Here is a 25,276-nt window from a genome sequence, read left to right on the forward strand (position 1 = left end):
GCGCCGCTGTCTGTAGCCGGGCATGTTGAAGGCCCGGACGATGCTGTCGGCCAGATGCTCCATGTCATGGGGGTTCACGGCCATGACATAGCGGTTCATCTGCACCGCCGATCCGGCGAATTCGCTGAGGATGACCACGCCCCGTTCGTCGATGCTGGAGGCGCAGAACTCCTTGGAGACCAGATTCATCCCGTCTTTCAGTGGGGTGATGAGGGCGATATCGGCGAAGCGGTACAGGGCCACCAGCTGTTCCTTGGGGATGGCGCGGTACATGAAGACCACCGGTACCCAGGAGGTGGTGGTGAACTTTCCGTTGATGCGGGCGACGATCTTTTCGATCTCCTCCCGGAGGTCCTGGTAGGCGGCGACCCCCTCCCGGCTGGGAACGACGAGCTGGATGTAGGTGAGCTGCTCGTGGAGTTCCGGGTAGCGTTCCAGCGCATTTTCATAGGCCTTGAGGCGTTCCGGGATGCCCTTGGAATAGTCCAGGCGGTCCACGCCGAGCATGAGGCGCTTGTCACGGTGGACGGTTTTGAGCCGCTCCATCTCTTCTTCCACCGCCTCTGTGCCGGCAAGGGTGTCGAACTCCTTGAAATCGATACTGATGGGGAAGGCCCCCAGGGTGATCGTGGATTCCCCCAGAGAGAGACGGATCGTCGGCCCGCGGCCGAAGATCCGCGCCTTGGGCCAGAAGGCCCGGACGCAGGAGACGAAGTTGCGCCGGTCCCGGATGGTCTGGAAGGCGACGAAGGAGTATTCCAGCAGGCTGCTGAGGATCTCCTGGCGCCAGGGCAGTCGCAGAAAGATATCCGGAGTGGGGAAGGGGATATGCAGAAAGAAGGCGCAGTTGCGCTGCACCCCCAGCGCCTTCATGGCGTGGGCGACGCCCATGAGATGGTAGTCGTGGATCCAGACGAAGTCCTGTTCCCTGGTGTGGCGGGCCGTCACCTGGGCGAACATCCTGTTGACCCTGGTGTATCCCTTCCAGTAGGAGGGGTCGAAGTGGCACTTCTGCGGGAAATCGTGGAAGAGCGGCCAGAGGACGGCGTTGGCGAAGCCTTCGTAGTAGAGTTCCCTGTCCTCTTCGCCCATGAGAACGGGGATGAGGCGGTAGCCGCTCTCTCTGGAGACGGGGCCGAGGATATTCCGTACCGTCCGCAGCCCCATGGGTTCGGTTGAGCCCGTCCATCCGATCCAGATGCCCCCGCGGTTTTTCAGTACAGGGTTCATGGCGGTCACCAGACCTCCGGAACCGGCGGTCACGCTCCACTCCCCGTCGTTCTTTTCGATTTTTATAGGAAGCCGGTTGGAGACGACAACAAGTCGTTCCCTGGCTGTCTGTTCGGCTTCGGCACTCACGGGCCTCAACTCCCTTCGCCGTTCATTGCGGTCTCAGTCGCTTTTTTGCGCACAGTCGGCCCATGTGTCCAGGAAATGCAGGAGTTCCTCCGGGGGGACGAGCCAGAGCTCGGCTTCCGTGGGCCGCCATGTGGTGCGGACCAGTATGGGGAGCCCTCTTCCCCGCAATGCTCTGAAGGCGTCCTCGTCGGTGTCGTCGTCGCCGAGATAGGCGACCGCGGGGGAGTCCCCGCCGCTCTGGAGAACGCTGTGTACGGCGTCTCCCTTGTCGATGCCGGGAAGCCGGACCTCGATGCCCCCGTCGAAGGTGCTTGCGGAAAGCTCGTGTTCCCGGACCGAGGCTTCGCCTTCCGCTTTGAACTGTTGCCGGAAGCGCTCCCACGCTTCGGGCGAAGAGCTGCGGCTGTGGAGCGCCAGCGAAAAGGGCTTCTGCTCGATGGCCTGCGGAGGCAGGATGGCCCGGGCCAGCTGCTCAATCTTCTGCAGTCCGGTGCGCTGACGCTGCGAAAGCTGTTCCCGGTGCAGTGTTCCGTCGGGAAGACGCTGTTCGCAGCCGTGGGAGCCCCATATCTCCAGTTTTCCGGCTACGGGAAAGAGGGTGACGATGTCGGCCGCAGGCCGTCCGGAGATGATCACAACCCTGTTCCCCGCGGCGCTCAGACCTTCGACGCGTTCCGATATCCCTTCATAGGGAACGGCCCTGGTGCGGTCGCTCCGGAAGGGAGCGAGCGTTCCGTCGTAGTCCAGCAGCAGGATTCCTGTGGCGGCGTGCTGCAGGTTCCTCCAAAAGGGCTGCAGCACCTCGCTGTCCAGCGGCATCAGACAAAGACCTCGAGCCGCTCCGCTTCCGTTTCGTGCTGCAGGGCCACCATGATGGCCAGCACATTCCGCAGCTGCTGGGTGATGAGGAAGTTGTCGCGCACGTATTCCCGGCCGTTTTTCCCGATCCGTTCGGCCTGATGGCGGTGTTTCAGCAGGTACCGGAGCCTGAGGGCGGCGCCTTCCGGGGTCTGGACACGGAAGCCGGTGAACCGGTCCAGCACCTGGAGTCTGATGCCCCCGACATCCCCGCCGATGACAGGTCTGGATTTCCACATGGCTTCCGAAACGGTGAGGCCGAATCCCTCCCGTATCGACTTCTGGAGGATCACATCCGCCCCGCGCTGCAGGGCGTTGATCGTTTTGTGGGCGTTGGGCGGAAGGACGAGGATATGGACGTCCGGGTCCTCGGCGGCGGCCTGGTGGACCTCCTGCAGCACCCTGTCTCCTTCCGGATCGTCGGTGGCGCCCCCGCCGGCCAGGACGAGCTGCAGATCCTGGTGTTCCTTGCAGATCCGGTAGGCCTTGATGACCCCTACGGGATCCTTGAAGCGGTCGAAACGGGAGACCTGGAGGACAATCGGTCGGTGGGGATCGAGTCCGTAGCTCCGGATGGTCTGCTCCACCTCGTTGTCGGGAAGGTCCACGTTCTTGTCGCTCAATGGGTCGATGCTGGGAGGCACCAGGTATTGGAGATGGGGGAGTGGGCGAGCAAAGTCGGGCAGCGAGAAGATGCTGGCGTCGTAGTTGTTGACATATTTTTTGATAGTCCGCCAGGTCTTGCGGTGCGGGCGGCTGACGTCGATATGGCAGCGCCAGATCCACTTGCCTTTGCGCTGGGGAAAGAGCGAGAGCAGCGGGCAGGGCTGAGGGTCGTGGATGAAGACGAAATCGGCGTTCTGGAGGATCTCGCCGAGTTCGCCCTGGGCATGTCGGTTGACGGATTCGAAGAGCGACCACTGTTCGTCGTTGATCTCCACACTGTTGCCCTGCAGGGCGTTGTGGATCGATTTGGTGACCTCGAAGAACTGCTCTTCCCCCTGGATGATCTCCCACTGGGCGTCGATACCGATACCCTGCATGAGGGGAACGAAGCGGTTCAGGATCTCTGCCACCCCACCGCCGGAGCGGGTGGAGTTGACGTGGACGACGCTCTTGCCCTCCAGCTTGCTTCCCAGCTGTTTGATCTGGGAGATCACCGGCGCGTCGACGACGTCGGCGTAGGATTCCAGAAGGGTCGTGTTCATGCCGCTTCACCTCCCTTGAGGTACCTGCGCAGTGTCTGGGCGACGTTGGCCCGCAGTTCCGTCAGCGAGAGGAGATGGGGATCGAGGTGGAGCAGCGCCTGTTTGGCCTTCTGGGCCTGTTCGTCGTCGAAGAATCCCAGCCAGAAGGAGAAGTCGTCCTCCCGTTCGGGGGTCCGGCGGTGGGCGTCGATGAAGTGGTAGAAGATGCTGCCCCGTTCCAGCTGGGCCACGGTATCGGGGAGCTCCTCCGGCTGATAGACCTGGATGCCGGTGTCGAAGACGAGCATCGTAGCCCTTGTGAAGTAGAAGGGCCGTTCGGCGCGGACCCAGGAGAAGAAGTCGTTTTCGTCGTAGCGTTCCTCGATCAATCCGACGAGCTCCTCCCGGAGTTCCTCGAGGTTGGCGAAATCCGTGGGGTTGATGACACTCATCTTCTCGGCGAGCGCCCTGTCGTGGAGCGCTGCGTCGGTCCACCAGGCGAAGTCGTTGTTGAACTCCGATTCGCCGATCTGGGGTTTCATGAGGCGTCCCCAGAAGTGGTAGTGCAGGCTTCCGGTGGAGACGTGCAGCAGTCCGTCGCGCAGCTCCAGAAGCGAGCTCGCTTCAACACCGGTGCTGACGGTGATGAGCTCGCAGTTTCTCAATTCTAAGGGGTTGGGGTGTTCCAAGGGAGATCCTCCTTTCGGACCGGAAGATACGGTGAGGGGGACCGGCGAAATGGGCAGCGATGTTATTTGCCGACGCAGAATTCTGAAAATATTGTATCTAAGAGTTTATCATCCCACTGATAGCCAAGCAACCGTTCAAGAGCCTCTCTTCCTTCCGCAACGCTGTGGGCCAGCAGATCCTCCGCCGGTGCCGTGATGCCGAGCAGCTCCACGGCATCGGTCAGAGAAGCGTGCGCCTCCTTCAGCTCGCCCAGCTGGCGGCTTGAAGCGCTGAAGTCGGGGGAGAGGGCGGGGGTGACGCCGCCGACAGCGAGAATGTGTGCCTTGAGCTCTTCCAGTCCTTGCTTCTGCTCCGCCGAGATGGGGCAGACCGGGGCCTCCTCGGCGAGTGTCCGTATCTCCCCGATGCCGGTTACCTGCGGCAGGTCGGATTTGTTCAGCGCCACCACAAAGGGGCGGTCCGCTATCCTTGCGGCCAGGGTGTGGTCCTCTTCGGAGAGGGGGCTGTTGCCCTCGATGACCCACACCCGCACATCGGCGTCGCGGAAGGCGTCCCAGGCGCGTGCGATGCCTGCTGCTTCCACAGGATCCTCGGTTTCGCGCAAGCCCGCCGTGTCGGTGAGCCGCAGCGGGATGCCCTGATGGGAGAGCACCTCTTCGATGACATCCCTGGTGGTGCCGGGGATGGCCGTCACAATGGCCCTGGCCTCGCGGACCAGTGCGTTGAGGAGCGTGGACTTCCCCACGTTGGGGCGGCCGACGATGGCGATGCGTAGGCCTTCCCGGAGATAGCGTCCGGCGTTGCACTGGGCGATCAGATTCTCGAGCTCGTCCTGCAGGGCGGCGAGTGTGGCCGTGAGGTCCGTTCCGTCCAGTGCGGGGAGCTCTTCTTCGGGATGATCCAGCCGCACCTCCAGCTGAGCCGAGATCCGGAGGAGTTGCTGGTAGAGCGGCGAGAGCCGCCCGGAGAGGCCGCCGGCCAGGGAGCGGTAGCCGCCTTGCAGTGCGCTGTGGCTCCTGGCGCGGATCAGACCCAGCACCGCCTCCGCCTGGGGGAGGTCGATCCGGCCGTTCAGGAAGGCCCGGCGGGTGAACTCCCCGGGTTCGGCGATGCGCGCGCCGATGGCGACAGACTCCTCGACGATCTCCCTGGCCACCAGCGACCCGCCGTGGCAGTGCAGCTCCACCACCGGCTCCCCGGTATAGCTCCTGGGCGGACGGAACCATACCGCCAGGGCTTTGTCCAGTGGCTTTCCGTGACGGTCCAGGGCGGTGCCGTACCGCATGGTCCAGGGCGGGATCTCGTGGAAACGGCAATATTTGGGGCGGAACAGAGCTGCCCCCAGTTCGGTCGCCCTGGAGCCGGAGAGCCTGATGATGGCGATCCCCGCCTCTCCATAGGCGGTGGCCAGGGCGACGATGGTGTCTTCGTTCATGGATGCCCTACTCCTCCGTTCCTCCCGGTATGGCTGCTGGCGGTATGGATATCCCCCGGCGGGATTGCGTTGTCAAAAACAGAAAGGGTGCGGGCGGGGGTGTCTCCGCCGCACCCGCCTGTACGTGCAGGTTCTCTTTGGAGATCTAGAGGAGTTCCCGCATGGCTGTGCCCAGCCGCTTGCACCCCTCGTCGATCTCCTCGGGGCCGGCGAAGGTGTAGCACAGCCGGACGTTGTGTTCGCCTCCTCCGTTGGGGTAGAAGGGTTCCCCGATGACAACGGCCACCTTCTGTTCCACCGCCTTGTTGAAGAGGTCCCGGGCGTTGATGTTCGGGGTCTCCAGCCAGAAGAAGAAGCCTCCCTCCGGGGTCACCCAGGAGACCTCCTCCAGGGGAAGGTGCTTCCGGAAGGCCTCCTCCATGGCGTCCCGTTTGACCCGGTAGTGGTCGATGATCCTGGGGAGGAAGCGGTCCAGCTGTCCGCTGTTGGCGTATTCGTAGACCAGCGCCTGGGTGACCACCGAGGTGGAGACATCGACGCCCTGCTTGAAGACGCACATCTTTCGGATCAGGTCCTTGTCGCCGGCGCACCAGGCGACGCGGGTGCCCGGCGCCAGGATCTTGGAGAAGGAGCAGGCGAAGATGACGCTGCCTGTGGTGTCCAGCGAGAAGAGCGAAGGGGGGTCCTCGCCGTCAAAGCGGACATAGCCGTAGGGGTCGTCCTCCAGGACCAGCAGTCCGTGGCGGTTGGCGATCTCCAGCAGCTTGCGCCGGCGGTCTGCGGGGAGGGTGCACCCCAGGGGGTTGTGGAAGTTGACGATGGTATAGATGTATTTGATCGTCTTCCCCTGGCTTTCGGCCTTCCGGATGGTCTCTTCCAGGGCGTCCATCCGCATTCCCTCTCCGTCGCAGGGTACGCCGAGGATCTCCGCCTTGTGGTTGTGCATGTTGAGCGTCGAGCCGAGGAAGGTGGGCTCCTCGCTGATGATGCAGTCGCCGGGGTTGATCAGCGTCCAGTTGAGGAGGTCCACCACCTGGGAAGATCCCGAGGTGATGAGGATCTCATCGTCTTCGAGGGTGCGTCCCATGCGGGGAGCCGTCCAGTTTGCCAGGAACTCCCGGAGCGGGGCGTAGCCCTCGGTGGTGCCGTACTGCATGACGTCCTTTCCCTCCCGGAGGAGGATTCTTGCGGAGTCGTGGAACTGCTCCACCGGAAAGATCTCCGGATCGGGCATTCCGCCGGCGAAGGATATCATGCCCGGCTGGCGGATGAGGTGCAGCATTTCCCGAATCGGTGAAGGCTGGATGTTCAATGTGGCGTCGCTGTACAGGTGTTTCCACCGTTCACTCATCGATTCTCTCTCCCTTCTTCTACCTGTGGTGTCGGCCCCTCTGCGGTTTCTTCCCTACATCTCTTCGATGGCCGAGGCCAGACGCTGGGCTCCCTCTTCGAATTCCTGTTCACCGGCGAAGGTGAAGCAGGTTCTGAGATACTCCCTGCCGCCGCCTTCGGGGAAGAAGGCCTCGCCGATGACGAAGGCCACCCCTTTGTCGACGGCCTTGTAGAAGAGCTCCTTCGTGTCGATGCCCGGCAGTCTGAGCCAGAAGAAGAACCCGCCCTCGGGGATGGTGTACTCCATCGAAGAGGGGAGGTGGCTGTTGAAGGCCCTGGCCATGCCGTCCCGTTTGGTTCGGTAGTGGTCGATGATCTTGGGGAGGTGGCTGTCCAGGTGTCCCTGCCGGCAGTATTCGTAGACCAGGGCCTGGGTGACCACGCTGGTGCAGAGGTCGCTCCCCTGTTTGACCATGACCATCTTTCGGATGACGTCCTTGGGGCCCACCGCCCAGGCGACCCGTGTGCCGGGGGCCAGGATCTTGGAGAAGGAACAGGCGTAGACGACGATACCGTCGGTATCCATGGAGTAGATGGTCGGTCTGTGTTCGCCGTCGAAGCGGAGATGCCCGTAGGGGTCGTCCTCGAAGATGGGGAGTCCCTGCTCCCCGGCGATCTCCAGAAGTCGTTTCCTGCGCTCTGTGGAGAGGGTGTAGCCCGAGGGGTTCTGGAAGTTGACGATGCTGTAGATGAATTTGACCGTTTTGCCGTCGGCTTGTGCGCGCTTGATCGTCTCGGGGATGGCCTCCACCTGCATACCCTCGGTGTCGCAGGGCACGGTGTAGAAGGCAGCCTGGCGGTTCCGCAGACTGTGCAGTGCGCCGGGGTAGGTGGGCGCTTCGACGATGACGGCGTCGCCGGGGTTCAGCAGGACGGCGCCGAAGAGATCCATGATCTGCTGCGATCCCGTGGAGATGAGCATGCGGTCCGGGTCGGAGACCTCGCCCATACGCGGTTCCATCCACTGCGCGAGGAACTCCTTCAGCGGGGCGAAGCCTTCGGTGCCGCCGTACTGGAGGACCTCCTTGCCCCGTTCCTTGAGGATCCGGGCGGAATCGCCGAATTCCTCGATGGGGAAGATCTCGGGATCGGGCATGCCTCCGGCGAAGGAGATCATTCCCGGGCGTTTGATGAGTTTGGCGAGCTCCCGGATTGGAGATGGTTTGAGCTGCAGGCCTACCTCGGAGTAGAGGTTGTTCCAAAGCTGTTCTGACACGGCAGTCACTCCTCCCAAGCAATTGGTGCGTCACTGGTTGGCATTATACCATTGACGTTCCGGTGGAAAACGCGGGAAACGCCATGCGCGGGAACGGTCGGTGGGCGGACGATCTGTGCCCCGGGGAGCGTTTGATCCGCAGCAGATGCTGGGAAAAGAGATGTGGAGCTTTTCATTGTCGCGATGGTTTGGTAAACTCCTTGTATCAATCCCAGTGGAGGCGTGGCATGATTTCCCAACTGCTTTCCTGGCCTGCCTATACGATGCCCGCGAGCAGACAGACCCGACGGGAAGCCGAAGGTGTCAGGCGTTCGGCTTCCTCAGGGGAGGCTGTGGTGTCAAGGCTTCGGCGGGAGACGCTCTTCTCGGCGGACACCCTCGAGAGTGCCGGGCAGCGTATGCTGCGGATCACGGGGGGGAGGGTGCAGACCAACATATTCCCGGAGCCGGCTCCCGCACCGGAGCGGTACGATGGCTCCGATCCGGAGGGGCAATCCCGGAGGCGCGGGGAGTCGGTAGCACTGCCGAGGATCCGCAGCCGACTGGAGAGCGAGCCCCGGCAGGTCTACCGCCGGTATGCCCGGCAGGCCTACCGGCAGCGTCTGGCGGGACGGAATCACAGGGTGATGCGGCCTCCCTTCACGATGACCGCGTGAGGTGGAGGGTCCCCGAAGGGGGCTTTCTGCGGCGCGCCCTGTTCCCTGCATAGGGGGACATCGGAGGGACGGCCTGCGGATTGGGGCTTGACAGGGAGACGATGGAAAGCATATATTGCTGGGCAATTATCTGCGATATACGAGCAATCGGGATGGCCATGGCAATCCCTGGAACGCTGAGTCGGCTGAGTGCCATGAGGGGACAGGCCGGTCTGGAGCCGTTAACCGGGAGAGGAGCGGAGAAGCTGTGCGAGAACAGATGAGACAACAGGGCCGTCAGATCTGTGCAGGTTATGGAGGAAGCTCCCGGTCTTCCGTCGGTTCGTGTCCTATCGTCGGCGGTGGAACCGGATAATCTGTGACTGGGAGGCTTGCAGGGGAAGGAAAAACGAAAAGGGAGCCAGGGTGACCGGTCGTCAGGGCCGGTCTTTTTTTTGTATCTACCAGGAAGGAGGCGTATCGATGGATCGCTATCTCGTCACACCGGGCCCCGTCCCGGTACCCCAGGGAGGGCAGGAGGCCGGCGTCAGGCAGCCCGTGAGCCACAGGGAACCGGCCTTCTCCGTGCTCCTCGCCCGGGTGGTCAACAGACTCAGGGATCTTCTGGATACCAGCGGGCCGGTGGTGGTGCTCCCCTCTTCGGGGACCGGTGCCCTGGAAGCGCTGGTGCAGAACCTGATTGCGCCGGGTGAGCGGGTGCTCTCTGTCTCCTGCGGCGCCTTTGGGGAGCGGTTCCGGGAGATTGCCCGCCGGCGGGGGGCAGAGGTGGTGCCCCTCGATATCCCCTGGGGGCGGGCCGTATCGCCGGAGGAGGTCCGGAGCGCCCTGCGAAACAGCGGCGGGGTCGCGGCGGTGCTGTTGACCCACAACGAGACCTCCACAGGTGTGGTCAATCCGGTGGAGGCGATCGCTTCCGTGCTTCCCGGGAAGAAACCGCTCCTGCTGGTCGATTCGGTGAGCGGCCTGGGTGCCATGCCCTGCTTCCCCGAACGATGGGGGGTCGACGGTCTGGCCAGTGCGTCGCAAAAAGGGTTGCTCGCTCCACCGGGACTCGGGATCGCCTGGCTCTCGCCGCGGGGATGGGAGAAGGCCTCTGCGGCCAGTCAGGGAGGACTCTATTTCGATCTGCCCTCCTACCGGGAGCGGATGGAGGGGGGGCGGCCGCAGACGCCCTGCACGCCGGCCGTGACGCTGCTCAACGTTTTGGACGCCACTCTGCACCTGATGGTCTCGGTGGGCTACGGCAACTGGTTTGCGGAAAAACGCCGCTTTGCCGCCGTGCTCTGCGGGCTGGCCGAGTCGATGGGGATCCCGCCGCTGGTGGAAACGCCGGACCACCGCTCTCCCGGGGTGACGGCGCTCTCGGTGCCCGGGGCAGGGGGCTGTCTGCAGGAGCAGCTGCGTGCCCTTGGTATGGAGACAGCCGGCGGGCAGGGACCTCTGAAGGGGGAGATTGTCCGGATTGCCTCCTATGCGCAGGTCGGGTGGATGGATCTCAGCCTCATTGCGGGAACGCTTTTCGCCGCAGCCCGGGAGTGCGGTATGTCCGTGACTGCCCCGGATATCGAGGGTGCGTGGGAACAGTGGAAGGAGGGGCGGCATGTGGAAGATACTGATCACAGACGTCATTGACGCCATGGGAATCGAGCTGCTCCAGCAGGCCCGGGATGTGGCGGTGGAACAGCGGCTCCATCTCTCCGCTGAAGAATTGAGGGAGGCCATCGGCGGCTACGATGCCCTGATCACCCGAAGCGGCACCCCTCTCGACGCCGGGACGCTGCATCGGGCCAAGCGCTTGAAGGTGGTGGCCCGAGCCGGTGTAGGGGTCGACAATATCGACCTGGTGGCCGCGAGCAAGCTTGGTATCGTGGTGCTCAACGCCCCCACGGGGAACACCCTGGCGGCGACGGAGCTCACCTTCGCCGATACGCTGGCCCTGCTGCGCAAGGTCCCCCAGGCCTCCCGGTCGGTGATGGAGGGCAAGTGGGAGCGCAAGGCCTATGTGGGCATCCAGCTCTACGGGAAGACGCTCCTGATCGTGGGGCTGGGACGGATCGGCAGCAATGTGGCCCGACGGGCCAAGGCCTTCGGCATGCAGGTGCTGGCCTACGATCCCTATATCGCGGCCGAGAAGGCGGAACACCTCTCCGTGGAGCTTGTGGACGACCTCCACGGTGCCCTGGCCCTTGCCGACGTGGTGACCCTCCATGTGCCGCTCACCGGCGAGACCCGCTGCATGGTTGATGAGGTGGCGCTGAAGGCGATGAAGGAGGGGGCCTATCTGGTGAACTGCGCCCGCGGCCCTCTGCTCGATGAGCCTGCCTGCGCCGCGGCCCTCCGGAGGGGGCACCTGGCCGGCATCGCCACCGATGTCTACGCCTCTGAACCGCCGGGGACGGATCATCCTCTTTTCAGCGAGGATCTCCTGGACAGAGTGGTGGCCACACCCCACATCGGGGCCAACACCCGGGAGGCGCAGTCGGAGGTCTCCAGGATCGCCGCCGCCAATCTGCTGGCGGCCTTGCGGGGGAGCTACTACGAGCACGCCGTGAATCTCCCCTTTATGCACCAGCAGCTGGACCATACGGAGAAGCAGTACCTTGCTCTGGCGCGGAAGATCGGCAATGTGGCCGCCACGGTGCTCCGGATGCCGCCGGAGACGGTGAAGGTCACCCACCGGGGCACCCTTTCCCGGAAGCGGAACGGTCCGGTCCCCTTCGACGCGCCCTGCCCCTATTCGCCCTACACCACTGGGACCTTGAAGGGACTGCTCGAGATCCACCAGGGCCCGGAGGTCTCCTATATGGGTGCGCCGCTGCTCGCCGAGGAGCGGGGGATTCAGATCGAGGAGAGCTGGGCGGATTCCACCACCTATCTGTCGATGATCGAGGGGTGCGTAGCAGGCGGTCGCGACGAGGTGCGGATCAGTGGAACGGTCACCGAGGACAGGCGGCAGCGTATCGTCCAGATCAACGGATACTGGCTGGAGTTCATCCCCGAGGGGACACTGCTGATCTTCCAGAATCACGACCGTCCCGGCGTGATCGGGACGATCGGGACGGTACTGGGGGATGCCGGCATCAACATCGCCAACTTCGCCCTGGGCCGGAAGAACGGGAGCGGTCTCGCCCTCGGCGCGGTGCAGGTGGACAGCGCCATCGGAGGCGCTACCCTGGATCGGCTGCAGGAGGCCGCCGATCTCCTCTGGGCGGTGGAGATCCATTTTCCTGATGAGGGGGCGGTCTCGTGAAACTGGTTCTGGTGCGCCACGGGGAAACCGCCTGGAACCGGGAGGGCCGCTTCCAGGGTCGGATGGACATACCGCTGAACGAGACCGGACGGGAGCAGGGACAGGCTGTGGCAGGGGTCCTGGGGGACTACCCGCTGGATGCCCTCTGCACGAGCCCCCTGGCCCGGGCTGCGGAGACAGCCGGATTCACGGCCGCCGCACAGGGGGTGGAGCCCCTGGTGATGGAGGCCTTTTCCGAGATCGACCACGGGGAATGGGAGGGCCTCTCCGCCGGCGAGGTGGAGCGGAGGTGGCCCGGAATGCTCACAACGTGGCACAGCACCCCCGAAGCGGTGGTCATGCCCGGGGGCGAGTCGCTGTCGATGGTGCAGCGCCGTGTGGAGCGGGGGATGCAGAACCTGCTGGATCTGGGCGGGAGCGCTGTCGCGCTCTTCACACACGATGCGGTCCTCAAGGTGATGCTGTGTTCCATGCTGGGCCTTCCGCTCGGTGCGTTCTGGTCCTTCCAGATGGCCAACGCCGGTATCTCCCTGCTGGAGCGTCGCGATGCACGCTGGCGGGTTCAGCTACTGGGTGATGTCTGCCACTACGGGCCGTTCTACCGGCGTGTCGACCAGGCAGGGCTCTAGCATGGTCTCCTACATCCAGGGACGCTGCGGCAGAATGCCCAGATAGAGCGAGGGGAAGAGCGGCTCCCGGTCGTTGAGTGCGGAAGCGACGTTGGGGTAGAGCGTTTTGCTCCGGAGTGCTTCCGCTGAAAGCCATTCGCACCCCTCCGCCGAGGTCTGCCTGGGGTTGACCGCGGGACGGCCGCTCTGCAGAGAACAGGAGAAACCGAGATGCACGGTCCGGGGCAGTCCGTGGTGGGCCTGCTCTTCGGCCGCGAAGATCAGGCTGCGGACCTCTGCGACAATCCCCAGTTCCTCCTGCAGCTCCCTCCGGAGTGCATCGAGGAGCGATTCGTTCTCGTCGAGGTTGCCGCCGGGGATGCCGTAGACCAGTCCCTTCGGGTAGCGGTATCGGAGCAGGAGGTAGGCCCCCTGTTCTGCAATCATTCCGGCTACGCGGATACGCACGTCGATGCCCCCTCTGTTCTTCTGGTATAGTAACCGGAGCGGTGCAGGCAGACCGTACCGGCAGAAGGAGTGTTTTTGTGACAGCAAATCATGTGGTAACCATAGCAGAAATCAGGCAGCTTGCGGAAGGGGAGACCTTCAAGGGTCTTTTCGCCGTGCAGTCGATTCTGCAGCGGAAGGATCGGAACGGGAATCCCTTCTGGGAGATATCGGTGATGGATCCCTCGGGCACCCTGGACGCCAAGATATGGGGCAACAGCACCTGGATGGACGCCGGCGGGGGCAGGGAGAACGCTGCGGAGTTCGACCCCACCGCTGAGGGATGCGCACAGAGGCTCACCGGAACGACCATTGGAGGCAAGGGGAAGGTGGGGACCTTCAAGGGGAAGCCGCAGTATACGCTGAACGCCGTCTATCTCCTCAACCAGGAGGAGTACCCGGCCCACGCCTTTGTCCAGAAGTCGCCGGTTCCCTACGAGGAGCTCCACGAGCGTTTCGACAGTCTGCGCCGCTCCGCGCCGGAGGAGATGCGAAGCTTTCTGGATTTCGTCTTCTCCGGCTCTCTCTGGGATCGGTTCCGGGTTCTCCCGGCGGCGGTGACCCACCACCACGCCTATGTCCACGGGTTGCTGGAGCATACGGTGATGGTGACCGAGAGCGCCCTGGCTGTGGCGCAGCGCTACGAGCGCTCCGGTATCCCGGTGGATCCGGGGGTTGTGATCGCCGGCGGGTTGCTCCACGATCTCGGCAAGATCGAGACCTACGAGCTTGTCCCCACGCCGGAGGTGACCCTGCGTGGGGCGGTGATCGACCATGTGGCCCTGGGCTATGCGGCCTTTTCCCGGCTCGCCGGGGAGTACGGCCTCGAGGAGCGGACGGCCACACACCTGGGGCATATCCTGTTGAGCCATCACGGCCAGAAGGAATTCGGTTCGCCGATCCTGCCGGCGACGCCGGAGGCGCTCATCGTGGCCGCCGCGGACGAACTGGATTTCAAGCTCTTCTGCTGGGATGAGCAGATCCAGCCGCTCAACGCGGATCAGGAGATCAGCGGCTTCCACTTTGCCACCCAGCGGCGGTTCTGGAAGTGGCGGCAGGAGGAGGCATAGCGGGAATGCAGCGCTATGCCTGGACGGTGCCGCAGGGGCAGTCGGGAAGGCGGATCACCAAGGTGTTGCAGGATGTCACAGGTGATGTGCCCTACAGCGCGATCATGCGGGCCCTCCGGAAAAAGCAGGTGCTGCTCGACGGCAAACGGGTGGCTCCCTCGGTCCGTGTCCAGGCGGGACAGGAGATCCGCATGCCCTGGGAGCCCCCCCTGGAAAGGCCCCGCGGGAGAGGGGGTTCCGAGGCGGAGCTGTTCTCGCGGTTTGATGTGGTGTTCCTCCTCCCTTCCCATCTCTGTGTGATCAACAAGCCGCCCGGCCTGCTTGTCCAGCCGTCGAAAAAGGGCGAGGATTCGGTGGTGAACCGTTTCCGTTCCATTCTGGGCGCTGCAGAGGCCTCGGGTCTGTACCCTGCGCCGGTACATCGGCTCGACCGGAATACCTCGGGCATCGTGGTCGTCGCCCTCTCCAGGGCGGCCCAGCACGTGCTCCACGGTCTTCTTTCCGGCCGGGGAGTGGAGAAACGCTATCTGGCCCTCGTGGCCGGTGTGCCCCCCGCTGCCGGGGAGATCGATCGGCCTCTGCGCAAGGACAGACGTGCCAACCAGGTATATGTCGATACCGAAGGGGGGCAGAGGGCGGTAACCCGCTACGGGCGCATCCGCGCTTCCGGGTCTCTCTCCCTGGTGGAGGCGATCCTGGAGACAGGACGGTCTCATCAGATACGGTGCCATATGGCCTCGCTCGGTTTCCCCATTGTGGGGGACAGGAAGTACGGCGGCACGATGGAGGGCCTCCCTTCCCCGCGGCGGCCGCTGCTGCATGCCTGCAGCATGACATTCCCGGAGCTTCCCGGCCCCTTGTCGGAGCTCTCGGGGAAGACCCTGACTGCTCCAATACCCCTGGATATGCAGCAATACGCCGCCAGACACCTTGCGAAAGATACCTTTGTGGGGTATAATGTGGCCACAGACTAGGAAACCGGGGTGAGTACAAATGAGCGAACTCTCGTTAGAGATTACGGAAAAAGCGCAGCAGAAACTCCAGAAGATGGGCAAGGAATTCACCGTTGCCCTCAGTCGTATCGGGGGCGGTTGAGCGTCCTACATCGCCGCCCTCGTCGAGGCCGGGAAACCGACAAACACGGAGGATACAGTGAAGCTGGAGAAGGATGGCGTTGCGGTCTGGGTGCCCAGGGACCTCAGATTCTCCGAGAATACCGTGCGGATCAACGCCAAGGGGTTCCTGTGGAACACCATCCTTGTTGCCGATACGGCCCTTATCAGCGGTCCTCGTGGAGGATGCGCCTGAGGGGCCACTGTACCTTCGCGTCGACAGGGAGTGTCTGATGGCAGGGAGGGAAGGCCTGGAGGTCAGGGCTTTCCCTCCCTGTTTTGTTGCTGGATTGAACAGCAGCGCATTGGGAGTACAGAGGGAGACGCGGAAATTTGAGACCAGCTACGAATTTCTATCTCTGGTCCTGTTGACATCGGTGACAACTTGGCTAATAATTCTTGTGGTCACAAAGTCCGGCGGGGACCAGCATCTCGACGGCGTGGCCGATGGGAAACCGAATCGACCGGCGGGTTGATTCCAGGCGGAGCACGGTGTGACAGGTTGCAATTTTCAGTTTATCGAAGGAGGATGTTGAATGGGTGCTTATGTTGATCAGGTAATCTCTGGTGTGAAGGAACGGTTTTACTGGCAGAAGGAGTTCATTCAGGCGGCGGAAGAGGTACTCCAGTCGCTCAATCCCGTTATCGAGCAGCATCCGGAGTTTCAGGAGCAGAGTGTTCTGGAGCGTATCGTCGAACCGGAACGTATCATCATGTTCCGCGTTCCCTGGCAGGACGACAACAACAAGGTCCAGGTCAACCGCGGTTTCCGTGTGGAATACAACAGCGCAATCGGTCCCTACAAGGGCGGTATGCGCTTCCATCCCACCGTCAACCTGGGGGTCCTGAAGTTCCTCGGATTCGAACAGATCTTCAAAAACAGCCTGACCGGCCTTCCCATGGGCGGCGGCAAGGGCGGCAGCGACTTTGACCCCAAGGGCAAGTCCGACAGCGAAGTGATGCGTTTCTGCCAGAGCTTCATGCGCGAGCTCTATCGGCATATCGGCAGCAACACCGACGTGCCGGCAGGCGATATCGGTGTGGGCAAACGGGAGATCGGCTACCTGCTCGGCATGTACAAGAAGCTCACTAACCTGCACGACGGCGGCGTACTGACCGGGAAGCACATCGGCTGGGGCGGCAGCCTGATCCGGCCCGAGGCCACCGGTTTCGGCGCTGTCTTCTTCCTCAACGAGATGCTCAAGGCGAAGGGCGAGAGCATGGAGGGCAAGAAGGCCCTTATCTCCGGTTCCGGCAATGTGGCGCAGCACGCCATCGAGAAGCTCGCCGAGCTCGGCGCGACGCCCATCAGCTGTTCCGATTCCGGCGGCAGCGTGATCGACCCCGACGGTATCACCGGCGAGAAGCTCGAATTCCTCATGGACCTCAAGAATGTGCGCCGCGGCCGGGTGCGCGAATACGCCGAGAAGTTCTCCTCGGCCACCTACCACGAGGGCAAACGGCCCTGGGGCGCCGCCAAGGCGGAGCTCGCTCTCCCCTGTGCCACCCAGAACGAGCTGAATCTCGACGAGGCCAAGGCCCTGAAGGACAACGGCCTCATGGCCATCGCCGAGGGCGCCAACATGCCCAGTACCCCTGACGCCATCGAGTTCTTCATCGCCAACAAGATAGCCTTCGGCCCCGGCAAGGCCGCCAATGCCGGCGGCGTGGCCACCTCCGGTCTCGAGATGTCCCAGAACAGTCTGCGTCTCGGCTGGTCCAGCGAAGAGGTAGAGAAGCGTCTCCACACCATCATGGTGGACATCCACAAGAACGCCATGGAAGCCGCCGCGCAGTACGGCACCCCGGGCAACTATGTCAACGGAGCCAATATCGCGGGCTTCCTCAAGGTCGCCAAGGCCATGATCGACCAGGGTGTTGTCTAGAGCATCAGGCGGTCTGTTGCCATCGCAGCTATCCCCATCATGAAGCACACGGCGCGGGGCCCTCAGGGCCCCGCGCTTCCAATGTTTGCCCGGCGTGGCGAGTCGCCGGCGCCGTGCCGAGGTCTTACGGGTTGAGCCGGTAGATGGTCCGGGGGAAGGGGATGGCCTCGCGGATGTGCTGCAGTCCGCATATCCAGGCCACCAGCCGTTCGATGCCCATGCCGAAGCCGCTGTGGACGAAGGTGCCGTAGCGGCGGAGATCCAGGTACCATTGGTAGGAATCCTCGGGGAGGCCTTCTTCGCGGATGCGGGAACACAACAGGTTGTAGTCGTCTTCGCGCTGGGAGCCGCCGATGATCTCGCCGTACCCCTCGGGCGCCAGGAGGTCGTCGCAGAGAACCAGATCCTCCCGGTCGGGGTGCTGCTTCATGTAGAAGGCTTTGACCCGCTTGGGGTAGTGTTCCACAAAGAGCGGTTTTTCGTACTGTTTGGTCAGCAGTGTTTCGTCGTCGCCGCCGAAATCCTGACCGTAGACGATGTCGCTTCCAAGCTCCTGCAGCTGGGCGACGGCCTGATCGTAGGTGATCCGTTCGAATGGGGCGGTGACCTTGGCGAGTGGTGCGGTGTCGCGTTCCAGTGTCTCCAGTTCGGCCGGGCATGCTTCCAGTACGCTTCGGACCACATGGGCGACCAGCGATTCCTGGAGGTTCAGATTGTCTTCGTGGTCGTAGAAGGCGACCTCCGGTTCCACCATCCAGAACTCGGTGAGATGGCGGCGGGTCTTCGATTTCTCCGCCCGGAAGGTGGGGCCGAAGCAGTAGACCTTCCCGAAGGCTGCGGCGCCGGCCTCGGCGTAGAGCTGGCCTGTCTGGGCGAGGTAGGCGCTGCCCAGATCGAAGTAGTCTACCTCGAAGAGACCCGAGGCTCCCTCGCCGATGGCACCGGTGAGCAGCGGGGTGTCCAGCAGGGTGTATCCGTTGGTGTGGAGGTATTCCCTGATGGCCCAGATCACCTGTTCGCGGAGCTTCATGATCGCCTGCTGGCGTTTGCTCCGCAGCCAGAGATGACGGTGGTCCAGAAGAAAGTCGATGCCGTGCTCCTTCTTGCCGATGGGGTACTCCTCGTCGGGATTGTGGAGCACCTTCAGATCGGTGACGGTGATCTCGTACCCCGAGGGCGCCCGTTCGTCCCGGCGTACCATGCCGGTGACCTCCAGCGAGGCCTGCAGCCAGAGGTTCTTGGCCTCCTCGAAGACCTCCCCGCTGACCTCCTTTTTGACCATGACAGCCTGGATAAAGCCTGTTCCGTCTCTGAGTTGCAGGAAATGGATCTTGCCGGAGCTCCGCTTGTTGTCCATCCAGCCGCGGAGGGTGACCTCCCGGTCTACGTAGGACCCCACTTCGCTGATGGCGACCCAGGGTGATTGCATACAGTCTCCTCCTTCCAAGCCTTCTCTCCTAGGATTGGCGCAATGCAGACTCTGTGTATGATACACTAAGTGTCATTCCCGGACCAAAGGAGCGAGGCCTATGTTCCTGCCGCGGCTCATGATTGCAGACGAACGAAAGAGTGGTGTCGTACCGCCGTCGGTTCTCCTGGCGGCGGCACTGAAAGAGCGTGGCTATCGGCTTCGACTGTTTGTGGCGGGGCCGGACGAGCGGATTGTGAAACTGCTTGAGGTCTGTACGGGAGAACGGGTTACCGTGCTCGACCCTTTTCTTGCCGGCGGGGAGAAACGCCTCCGGTTTCTGTTCCAGCATACGGCTGACGCGAGTGCGCTCAATCTAGTGGTTGCGCCGCTCGCCTACGAACGGGAGGAGGAGGCCCGGCTGCTGCTGCAGCGGAAAACCCTTGAGATCGCCGAGGCCCTCTCCATGCCGCTCTGTCCCTGTATCTACGCCAGGATGGCGGCGGCTGTGGCCGCGAGAACCATGAAGGATCTGGGCAGCCAGCTCGGCATGTATTCCTCGATTTCCATCCACGCCGCGCTCTTTGCCTCGGTGCTCAATCCCAGGGAGTATCAGCTGCTGGAAACGGAATTGGGGCGGATCCTCCCCTGGCTCAGCTTTGGCTACCTGCCGTCGAATCTGGAGATCCCCCTTCCCGAGGACGACCTCCTCTTCCGGGAGTTCCCCGGGTCGATGAAGTTCATCGGGTTGAAGACCACGGTTCTGCAGCTGCAGGGGCTGACCGAGCATATCCAGTGGCCGCTGTTCGGCGCTCTGGGGAAACAGGCAGAGGAGCAGACGACCAGCCAGATCGAGATCCCCGGCCGTGCCGGAGGGGTGGCGGCGGTCTTGCGACATCCCGGGCTTGGAGGGTACGGTGACAATGTGGAGCGGCTTCTGAAGGAGATGGGGCTCTATGTGGGCATTTTCTCCGTGGATGACCATATCCCCGTTGAGGCCGACGTGATCTATATCTCCCACGGCGAACCGGGCTACCTGCAGGAACTGCTGGGGAACGGAAGCTTCCGGCAGATATTGGGTAAGGTGGTCCTCAAGGAACGGCGTTTCTTTGTCAATGGAGGGCTGGCGTCCTTATTCGGCGAGCGGCTGACCATTGACGGGGAGGAGCTGCAGGGGCTGCGTTTCTTCCCCTTTGCGGCAACCTGCCGCCATACGGTCGGACAGATGGATTATGTCTGGATCGAAGCGGAGACCACGGGTCCGCTTCTCAAGGAAAACGAGCGCGGGAGAGGGTTGCTCCCGCAGGGGGTGTCCCTGGAAGGGATCAAACGGGGGGAACCGGAGTGGCGCTTCCTGGAAGTCCACGACCGTCATGAAATAGGGCAGGGTTGCTGGAGCATCAAAAAGAGTCTCGTAACCCAGGCGTACCTTGATCCCTGGAGTTCCATCCAGTCCTTCTGGAGATGGATTTCATTCTAGTGCCGATAAGGTGGTAAACATGGAAGCGAAGCATGATGCAGATGGTGTGTTAGGCCCGAAACTCTTTGAAGAGGCCGAAGGTTTGGCCGAGGATCTCACGGCGTGGCGGCGGGAGTTCCATCAATTCCCCGAATTGGCGTTCGAGGAACGGATCACGTCCTCCCGGGTGGCCAAGATCCTCTCCTCGATTCCCGGGATGCAGGTGACCCATGGGGTGGAGGGGGCTCCCACGGCGGTGATCGGTGTGCTCCGGGGCGATATCCCCGGGAAGGCGCTGATGCTGCGGGCCGACATGGATGCCCTGGCTCTGGAAGAGGAGACGGGGCTCCCCTTTGCTTCCTGTATGCCTGGTGTGATGCACGCCTGCGGACACGACGGTCACATCGCCACACTGCTCGGTGCGGCGATCCTCCTGGCCGGACGCGCCGAGGAGCTGCAGCACCCGGTGGTGGTTGTCTTTCAGCCCGCCGAGGAAGGAAAGGGCGGAGCCAAGACCCTGGTCCAGGCGGGCATTCTGGAGGAGTACCGTATCGGATACGCCCTGGGACTCCATTTCTGGCCCAGGCTGGAGTACGGGGCCCTGTTCAGCCGCCGCGGGCCGATCACGGCCATCTCGGACCGTTTCCACCTGGAGATCAGGGGGACGGGTTCCCATGCGGCGACGCCCCACCTCGGCGTGGATCCGATCATCATCGCCTCCCACGTTCTTCTTGCGATGCAGCATCTGACCAGCAGGGAGATCAGTTCGAAGGACAGCGCGGTCATCTCTGTGGGGCAGCTTGAAGCGGGTGAGGCCTACAACATCATCCCCGAGCGTGTCCATCTCTGGGGGACACTGCGTGCCTTCGACGGGGAGATCCGGAACTACCTGCAGAAACGGCTGGAGGGAATGGTCCCCGATGTGGCCAGGGCCTTCCGCGGGGTTGGCCAGGTGGACTACATCCGGAACTATCCGCAGGTGCTCAATGACGAACTGCTCACGGCTTCGATACTGGAAAAGAGCGATATCTTTTTCGGGAAGGATGCCGTACACGAGCTCGACATCCCTCTCCTCGCCGGAGAGGACTTCGCCTTTTATTCCCTGGAGGTTCCCTCCTGTTTTATGCTTCTCGGTACAGGCGCGGAGTTCGGGCTGCATCACCCCAGATACACGCTCCCGGAGGAGATTCTGCCGTTGGCCGCAGCCTGGGAAGCCTATCTCGCCCTGACGGTGGAACTGTGACGGAGAAGCTGTTGCAGGGGAAAAGGCAGTGCCGTCCTGCGTCGGGAATGTTTGGAGGACTACAATTATATGTACCAGCGTCGTATAGATGAAGAGGTGTACCGGCTGAATATGGCGGATTCGGCCGCCCCGGTATTCTGGTGGAACAACGAATGGTGGTCCCACTGTGCGTTCCGGCAGCTGATCGATCAGTGCGCGGTTCAGCTGGAGCGCGGAGGTTTGCGTGCCGGAGGGCGTATCGCGCTCCTTTTGCCGAATTCGCCTGTCTTTCTGGCGCTCTGTATGGCCGCCTGGAGACTCGGCGCCACGGTGGTGCCGGTGAACGGCATGGCGGGAAGGGAAGCGATCCTCGAGATCCTCGAGCATGCAGAAGCAAGCGCTCTCTTTCTTCCCGAGACACGGGAAGGACGCGGCTGCGGCGAAGGGATCGCCCCGGATGCCCGGATTCCCGTCAACTATGTTGACCTCGAGGGACATACCGAGGAGTGCCGCATCGGCTCCAGAGGTACTGCCAACGATGGAGACGTGGCGGTGATCTTTTTTACGTCCGGCACGTCGGGAACGCCGAAGGCGGTCCGTATTACCCACGAAAACCTGATTGACAATGCCCGTTCGGCGGTGTCCCATGTTGAAGGGCTTCGTCCCGGCGAAACCATGGTGAATGCGCTGCCCAACTTTCATGCCCTGGGGTTTTCCACCTGCGGCGTGCTGCCTCTGCTTTCGGAAATGCGGCAGGTGCTGCTCCCTACGTTCATGCCTGCCGAGAAGACACTGAGCGCCATGCGCGCCGCCGATGCGACGGTAATGGTGGCTGTCCCGACGATGATCTCCCTGCTTCTCGGAGCGGTGGGGCGCGCCGGTGAGGGGCCCGAGACACTCCGATTGCTTGTTTCGGGGGGAGACAGAATGCCGGTGGCCCTGGATGCCCGGTGTCGGGAGTTGCTGGGGATCGGGGTGCTGGAAGGCTATGGATTGACGGAGACCTCCCCGGTGGTGAGTGTGAATCGCTCCTACACCGATCGGAAACTTGGTACCGTCGGCCCGTTGCTGCCCGGCTACGACTACCGCGTGCTCGACGAGGACGGTCGGGAGGTTCTCTGCGGGGAGCCGGGGGTTCTGCATCTGAAGGGGCCGTTGGTAGCCGGAGGATACTTTAAAAATCCGGAATTGGATGCAAAGCAATTTCGTGATAGCTGGTTTGTGACCGACGATATTGTTACAATGGACGAAGATGGCTATCTCTCTATCGTTGACCGGGCCTCCGATCTGATTATCGTGGGAGGATTCAATGTCTATCCCCGCGATGTGGAGCGTGTTCTGGACAGCCATGCCGCCGTGGAGACGTCGGCGGTTGTCGGCATGCCCCACAGCGTCAGCGGGCAGATTGTGCAGGCCTTTGTCAAAGGACGCCCCGGCAGGGAGGCCTCGGAACGGGAGTTGATCGCCTACTGCCGCTCCCGCCTTGCCCACTACAAGGTGCCCCGGAGGGTGAGATGGGTTGACGAATTCCCCCGTTCCAGTGTGGGGAAAATCCTGAAACATCAGCTGCTTGAACGTGCCTGAGGAGGTCCGGAGAGGAGGAGGTGGACGCGACGATGTTCGATTCCCATGAAGTGCGTATCTACAAGGGCCTGACGGAGCGCCGGAAGAGCCGTCTCTCGCGATTTCTGGAGAGCCATGGGCTGACCTATGAAGGGGATCCCGATGCTACGGTGATGGTGGAAGACCAGGAGGGGCTTCTGCTGGCCACCGGTTCTCTGGAAGGTAACGTGATCCGCATGGTCGCCGTGGATCCCGCCTGTCAGGAGGCCGGTCTTTCGGGTATCGTCATCTCCCGGCTTATTGAAACGGCGCGGGAGGAGGGGAAGACGGTTCTCTTTGTGTTCACCACCCCCCAGTCGGAAGATCGATTCAAGGGGTTCGGGTTCAAGGAGATCGCCCGATACGATCCCTATGTGGTCCTCCTCGAGATGGGTCATCCCGGGATCGATGCCTTCGCCGACTACCTCCGTGCGAACCGTGCGGCGACAGCGCCGGGGGAAACGGTGGGCGGGGTTGTGGTCAACTGCAATCCCTTCACCCTGGGACATCAGTACCTCATCTCCTACGCCGCCGAACGGTGCGCCCATCTCTATGTGATTGTCGTGCGGGCCGATCTGTCGCTGTTCCCCTTTGCCCACCGCATCGAGCTGGTTCGGGAGGGAACGAAACACCTTCCCAATGTTACGGTGCTCGAAAGCGGGAATTACGCCGTTTCCCCCGCGACCTTCCCTGCCTATTTTCTGAAAAGCCAGGATGCGGTGCACAAGGCCTATGTGCAAACCAGGCTGGATGTCACCCTCTTCGCCAACCTCTTCTGCAGGGAACTGGGGATCACAAAACGATTCGTCGGCACGGAGCCCTACTGTCCCGTTACATCGCAGTACAACAAGGCGATGAAGGAGATCCTGCCGCCCCGGGGGATTGCTCTGGAAGAGATCGAGCGGAAGAGCCTCCCCGGTGGTGATCCCATCTCCGCTTCAACGGTGCGGAACTATATCCGGGAGGGCAAATGGGAGCTTCTGCGCGGTTTCCTGCCGGAACCGACGATGAACTATCTGGAAGCACCGGAGACAGAGGGGATTATCGAGAGGATCAAGGCCAGCCGATCCCGGCACTGAGCGATTGAGGTGCAGTGTATGATCGAAATCCCACTGAACCGGGCCTCTCCCCGGGCGCTCTATCGCCAGATCGCGGATCATCTGGAGAGCATGATTCTGGCGGGGACGCTGCCCTCGTCATGGAAACTGCCCGGTTCCCGGGAGCTGGCGTCCTCACTGGGGGTGAGCCGGACGACGGTCACCGAATCCTACGAGTGCCTGGCCGAGAAGGGGCTGATTGTGCTCAAGGGAAGAAGCGGCGCCTACGTCGCCGATGGGTTCCTGCCGGCGGCCCGGGAGCACCAGCGCTCGCTTGTCCATGATCTGGCCGAGCCGTTCCCCTCTTCCGATCTGCTTCCCACAAAACAGCTCCACTCCGCGGTGCGCGCCACGCTTGCCCAGGCGGGCGCCGAGCTCTATCTGCCCCTCCCCCCCGAGGGGCTTCTAGCGCTGCGGGTTGCTCTGATGCAGCATGCTGCAGCACGGGGGATTCCCGCCCACCACGAACGGATCGCCGTCACCTCCGGAGCGCTGGAGGGGCTTTTCCTCTCCCTTTCGGCCCTGCGGAATGCCGGTATCCGGCGACTCTGGGTGGAGTCGCTGACCTATCCCAATGTGTTCACCATCGCCGCCTCTCTCGGGCTGGAGGTGCACAGCCTTCCCCATCGCCCGGAGAAGTACGTAGAGGGGCTCGCCAGAGCCGGTTCCAGCGACGTTGTCTATCTCATTCCCTCCTTCCACAACCCTACAGGCCGTACGCTCCCCTATGCAATCAGGCGGGATCTGCTTGCCCTCAGCGCCGAAAGGGGGCTCTGGGTGCTCGAGGACGACGCCTACGGCGAGCTCCGGTACGGTGATTTCAGTGTGCCGGCCCTGAAGGCGCTGCCTTTGTCGGAGCGGGTGCTCTATATCGGCTCCTTCAGCCAGCTGCTCTTTCCGGGGCTCCGGCTGGGATACGCACTGCTGCCGGAGGATCTGTTCGCGTCCTTTGTGAACGCCAAGGCGATGACGGGTTCTACGCCGTCACTGGTGCAGTATGTGGTGTCGACCTTTCTGCAGGAGGGAAGACTGCAGGAGGGACTCACGGCGGCGAGGGAGACCGTGGCCCATACGATGCAGGACCTTGCGCACCGTCTCGGTGGTCTGTCGGGGATCTCCTTTCGGAAACCTCTGGGCGGTATCTATCTCTGGATAGAGACACCAGGGCGGGAGGGGGAACAGCTGGTTGAGGCGGCACGGAAGAGGGGGGTAGCCGTGGTGCCCGGGAGTCGGTTCGCGGGGCCCGGGCACCACGGCGTAGA

At 62.8% G+C, this 25,276-nt stretch carries 22 protein-coding genes; 13 read left to right on the forward strand and 9 right to left on the reverse strand.

All coding sequences use genetic code 11. The features are described 5' to 3' along the window. The 7 genes from K9L28_05790 to K9L28_05820 all read right to left on the reverse strand — a co-directional run. The coding region (locus K9L28_05790; protein MCF7935829.1) for a trehalose-6-phosphate synthase at positions 1 to 1,359 on the reverse strand (1,359 nt) is incomplete at its 3' end. A gap of 33 nt (positions 1,360 to 1,392) precedes the next feature. Next, on the reverse strand, positions 1,393 to 2,178 hold the full coding sequence (otsB, locus tag K9L28_05795; protein MCF7935830.1) for a trehalose-phosphatase: 786 nt from the start codon (positions 2,176 to 2,178) through the stop codon (positions 1,393 to 1,395). Next, positions 2,178 to 3,425 carry a glycosyltransferase gene (locus tag K9L28_05800; GenBank protein ID MCF7935831.1) on the reverse strand — a complete coding sequence of 416 codons (1,248 nt, stop codon included), beginning with the start codon at positions 3,423 to 3,425 and terminating at the stop codon, positions 2,178 to 2,180. The genes otsB and K9L28_05800 overlap by 1 nt, the downstream gene beginning before the upstream one ends. Further along, on the reverse strand, positions 3,422 to 4,093 hold the full coding sequence (locus tag K9L28_05805) for a DUF5752 family protein (GenBank protein ID MCF7935832.1): 672 nt from the start codon (positions 4,091 to 4,093) through the stop codon (positions 3,422 to 3,424). Before K9L28_05805 ends, K9L28_05800 begins: the two co-directional genes overlap by 4 nt. 62 nt (positions 4,094 to 4,155) lie before the next feature. Then, entirely contained in the window at positions 4,156 to 5,529 is a 1,374-nt protein-coding gene (gene mnmE, locus K9L28_05810; GenBank protein MCF7935833.1) for a tRNA uridine-5-carboxymethylaminomethyl(34) synthesis GTPase MnmE, read from the reverse strand. 145 nt (positions 5,530 to 5,674) lie between these two features. After that, positions 5,675 to 6,880 (reverse strand): PLP-dependent aminotransferase family protein, encoded by a 1,206-nt coding sequence (locus tag K9L28_05815; protein ID MCF7935834.1) that lies wholly within the window; start codon positions 6,878 to 6,880, stop codon positions 5,675 to 5,677. A gap of 54 nt (positions 6,881 to 6,934) precedes the next feature. Next, positions 6,935 to 8,038, reverse strand: coding sequence for a PLP-dependent aminotransferase family protein (locus K9L28_05820; GenBank protein MCF7935835.1), 1,104 nt, complete (start codon positions 8,036 to 8,038; stop codon positions 6,935 to 6,937). A gap of 434 nt (positions 8,039 to 8,472) precedes the next feature. On the opposite strand from K9L28_05820, the gene K9L28_05825 reads away from it, so the two are divergent. The 4 genes from K9L28_05825 (at position 8,473) to K9L28_05840 (ending at position 12,672) form a co-directional block, all read left to right on the forward strand. Next, positions 8,473 to 8,793 carry a hypothetical protein gene (locus K9L28_05825; protein MCF7935836.1) on the forward strand — a complete coding sequence of 107 codons (321 nt, stop codon included), beginning with the start codon at positions 8,473 to 8,475 and terminating at the stop codon, positions 8,791 to 8,793. Between the two features lie 462 nt (positions 8,794 to 9,255). After that, complete coding sequence (locus tag K9L28_05830) at positions 9,256 to 10,425, forward strand: alanine--glyoxylate aminotransferase family protein (protein MCF7935837.1); 1,170 nt, start codon at positions 9,256 to 9,258, stop codon at positions 10,423 to 10,425. Then, a complete protein-coding gene (serA, locus tag K9L28_05835) occupies positions 10,394 to 12,043 on the forward strand; it encodes a phosphoglycerate dehydrogenase (GenBank protein MCF7935838.1) in 1,650 nt (549 codons plus the stop codon). Before K9L28_05830 ends, serA begins: the two co-directional genes overlap by 32 nt. Then, entirely contained in the window at positions 12,040 to 12,672 is a 633-nt protein-coding gene (locus K9L28_05840; GenBank protein MCF7935839.1) for a histidine phosphatase family protein, read from the forward strand. The genes serA and K9L28_05840 overlap by 4 nt, the downstream gene beginning before the upstream one ends. 9 nt (positions 12,673 to 12,681) lie before the next feature. On the opposite strand, the gene K9L28_05845 is transcribed toward K9L28_05840, so the two are convergent. Further along, positions 12,682 to 13,119, reverse strand: a complete 438-nt coding sequence (locus K9L28_05845) for an NUDIX hydrolase (protein ID MCF7935840.1) — start codon at positions 13,117 to 13,119, stop codon at positions 12,682 to 12,684. 92 nt (positions 13,120 to 13,211) lie between these two features. On the opposite strand from K9L28_05845, the gene K9L28_05850 reads away from it, so the two are divergent. The 4 genes from K9L28_05850 to gdhA all read left to right on the forward strand — a co-directional run bounded on the left by K9L28_05850 (position 13,212) and on the right by gdhA (position 17,226). Next, positions 13,212 to 14,228 (forward strand): HD domain-containing protein, encoded by a 1,017-nt coding sequence (locus tag K9L28_05850; protein MCF7935841.1) that lies wholly within the window; start codon positions 13,212 to 13,214, stop codon positions 14,226 to 14,228. 5 nt (positions 14,229 to 14,233) lie between these two features. After that, positions 14,234 to 15,202 (forward strand): RluA family pseudouridine synthase, encoded by a 969-nt coding sequence (locus K9L28_05855; GenBank protein ID MCF7935842.1) that lies wholly within the window; start codon positions 14,234 to 14,236, stop codon positions 15,200 to 15,202. 178 nt (positions 15,203 to 15,380) lie between these two features. Continuing rightward, the gene (locus tag K9L28_05860; GenBank protein ID MCF7935843.1) at positions 15,381 to 15,536 is read left to right on the forward strand and encodes a hypothetical protein; all 156 of its coding nucleotides are present in this window, start codon (positions 15,381 to 15,383) and stop codon (positions 15,534 to 15,536) included. A gap of 340 nt (positions 15,537 to 15,876) precedes the next feature. Then, positions 15,877 to 17,226, forward strand: coding sequence for an NADP-specific glutamate dehydrogenase (gene gdhA / locus K9L28_05865; GenBank protein MCF7935844.1), 1,350 nt, complete (start codon positions 15,877 to 15,879; stop codon positions 17,224 to 17,226). A 124-nt stretch (positions 17,227 to 17,350) separates the two neighbouring features. Here gdhA and asnS read toward each other — a convergent pair whose 3' ends face one another. Then, positions 17,351 to 18,655, reverse strand: a complete 1,305-nt coding sequence (gene asnS, locus K9L28_05870; protein MCF7935845.1) for an asparagine--tRNA ligase — start codon at positions 18,653 to 18,655, stop codon at positions 17,351 to 17,353. 100 nt (positions 18,656 to 18,755) lie between these two features. On the opposite strand from asnS, the gene K9L28_05875 reads away from it, so the two are divergent. The 5 genes from K9L28_05875 to K9L28_05895 all read left to right on the forward strand — a co-directional run. Then, positions 18,756 to 20,114: a hypothetical protein gene (locus K9L28_05875; GenBank protein MCF7935846.1), complete on the forward strand. Its 1,359-nt coding sequence runs from the start codon at positions 18,756 to 18,758 to the stop codon at positions 20,112 to 20,114. Between the two features lie 19 nt (positions 20,115 to 20,133). Further along, complete coding sequence (locus K9L28_05880; protein MCF7935847.1) at positions 20,134 to 21,336, forward strand: amidohydrolase; 1,203 nt, start codon at positions 20,134 to 20,136, stop codon at positions 21,334 to 21,336. A gap of 51 nt (positions 21,337 to 21,387) precedes the next feature. Then, positions 21,388 to 22,899 carry an AMP-binding protein gene (locus tag K9L28_05885; protein MCF7935848.1) on the forward strand — a complete coding sequence of 504 codons (1,512 nt, stop codon included), beginning with the start codon at positions 21,388 to 21,390 and terminating at the stop codon, positions 22,897 to 22,899. Between the two features lie 32 nt (positions 22,900 to 22,931). Next, a complete protein-coding gene (gene citC / locus K9L28_05890) occupies positions 22,932 to 23,996 on the forward strand; it encodes a [citrate (pro-3S)-lyase] ligase (GenBank protein ID MCF7935849.1) in 1,065 nt (354 codons plus the stop codon). An 18-nt stretch (positions 23,997 to 24,014) separates the two neighbouring features. After that, positions 24,015 to 25,276: PLP-dependent aminotransferase family protein (locus K9L28_05895; protein ID MCF7935850.1), on the forward strand; the 1,262-nt coding region annotated here is incomplete at its 3' end.

The organism is Synergistales bacterium (assembly GCA_021736445.1).
Classification (GTDB): Bacteria; Synergistota; Synergistia; order Synergistales; family Aminiphilaceae; genus JAIPGA01.

What these genes read in the sequence shown, in the direction of transcription:
- otsB (MCF7935830.1), bottom strand. Translation starts at nt 2,178, where the DNA reads ATGCCGCTGGACAGCGAGGTGCTGCAGCCCTTTTGGAGGAACCTGCAG.
- K9L28_05800 (MCF7935831.1), bottom strand. Translation starts at nt 3,425, where the DNA reads ATGAACACGACCCTTCTGGAATCCTACGCCGACGTCGTCGACGCGCCG.
- mnmE (MCF7935833.1), bottom strand. Translation starts at nt 5,529, where the DNA reads ATGAACGAAGACACCATCGTCGCCCTGGCCACCGCCTATGGAGAGGCG.
- K9L28_05815 (MCF7935834.1), bottom strand. Translation starts at nt 6,880, where the DNA reads ATGAGTGAACGGTGGAAACACCTGTACAGCGACGCCACATTGAACATC.
- K9L28_05820 (MCF7935835.1), bottom strand. Translation starts at nt 8,038, where the DNA reads ATGATCTCCTTCGCCGGAGGCATGCCCGATCCCGAGATCTTCCCCATC.
- K9L28_05830 (MCF7935837.1), top strand. Translation starts at nt 9,256, where the DNA reads ATGGATCGCTATCTCGTCACACCGGGCCCCGTCCCGGTACCCCAGGGA.
- serA (MCF7935838.1), top strand. Translation starts at nt 10,394, where the DNA reads ATGTGGAAGATACTGATCACAGACGTCATTGACGCCATGGGAATCGAG.
- K9L28_05855 (MCF7935842.1), top strand. Translation starts at nt 14,234, where the DNA reads ATGCAGCGCTATGCCTGGACGGTGCCGCAGGGGCAGTCGGGAAGGCGG.
- gdhA (MCF7935844.1), top strand. Translation starts at nt 15,877, where the DNA reads ATGGGTGCTTATGTTGATCAGGTAATCTCTGGTGTGAAGGAACGGTTT.
- asnS (MCF7935845.1), bottom strand. Translation starts at nt 18,655, where the DNA reads ATGCAATCACCCTGGGTCGCCATCAGCGAAGTGGGGTCCTACGTAGAC.
- K9L28_05875 (MCF7935846.1), top strand. Translation starts at nt 18,756, where the DNA reads ATGTTCCTGCCGCGGCTCATGATTGCAGACGAACGAAAGAGTGGTGTC.
- K9L28_05880 (MCF7935847.1), top strand. Translation starts at nt 20,134, where the DNA reads ATGGAAGCGAAGCATGATGCAGATGGTGTGTTAGGCCCGAAACTCTTT.
- citC (MCF7935849.1), top strand. Translation starts at nt 22,932, where the DNA reads ATGTTCGATTCCCATGAAGTGCGTATCTACAAGGGCCTGACGGAGCGC.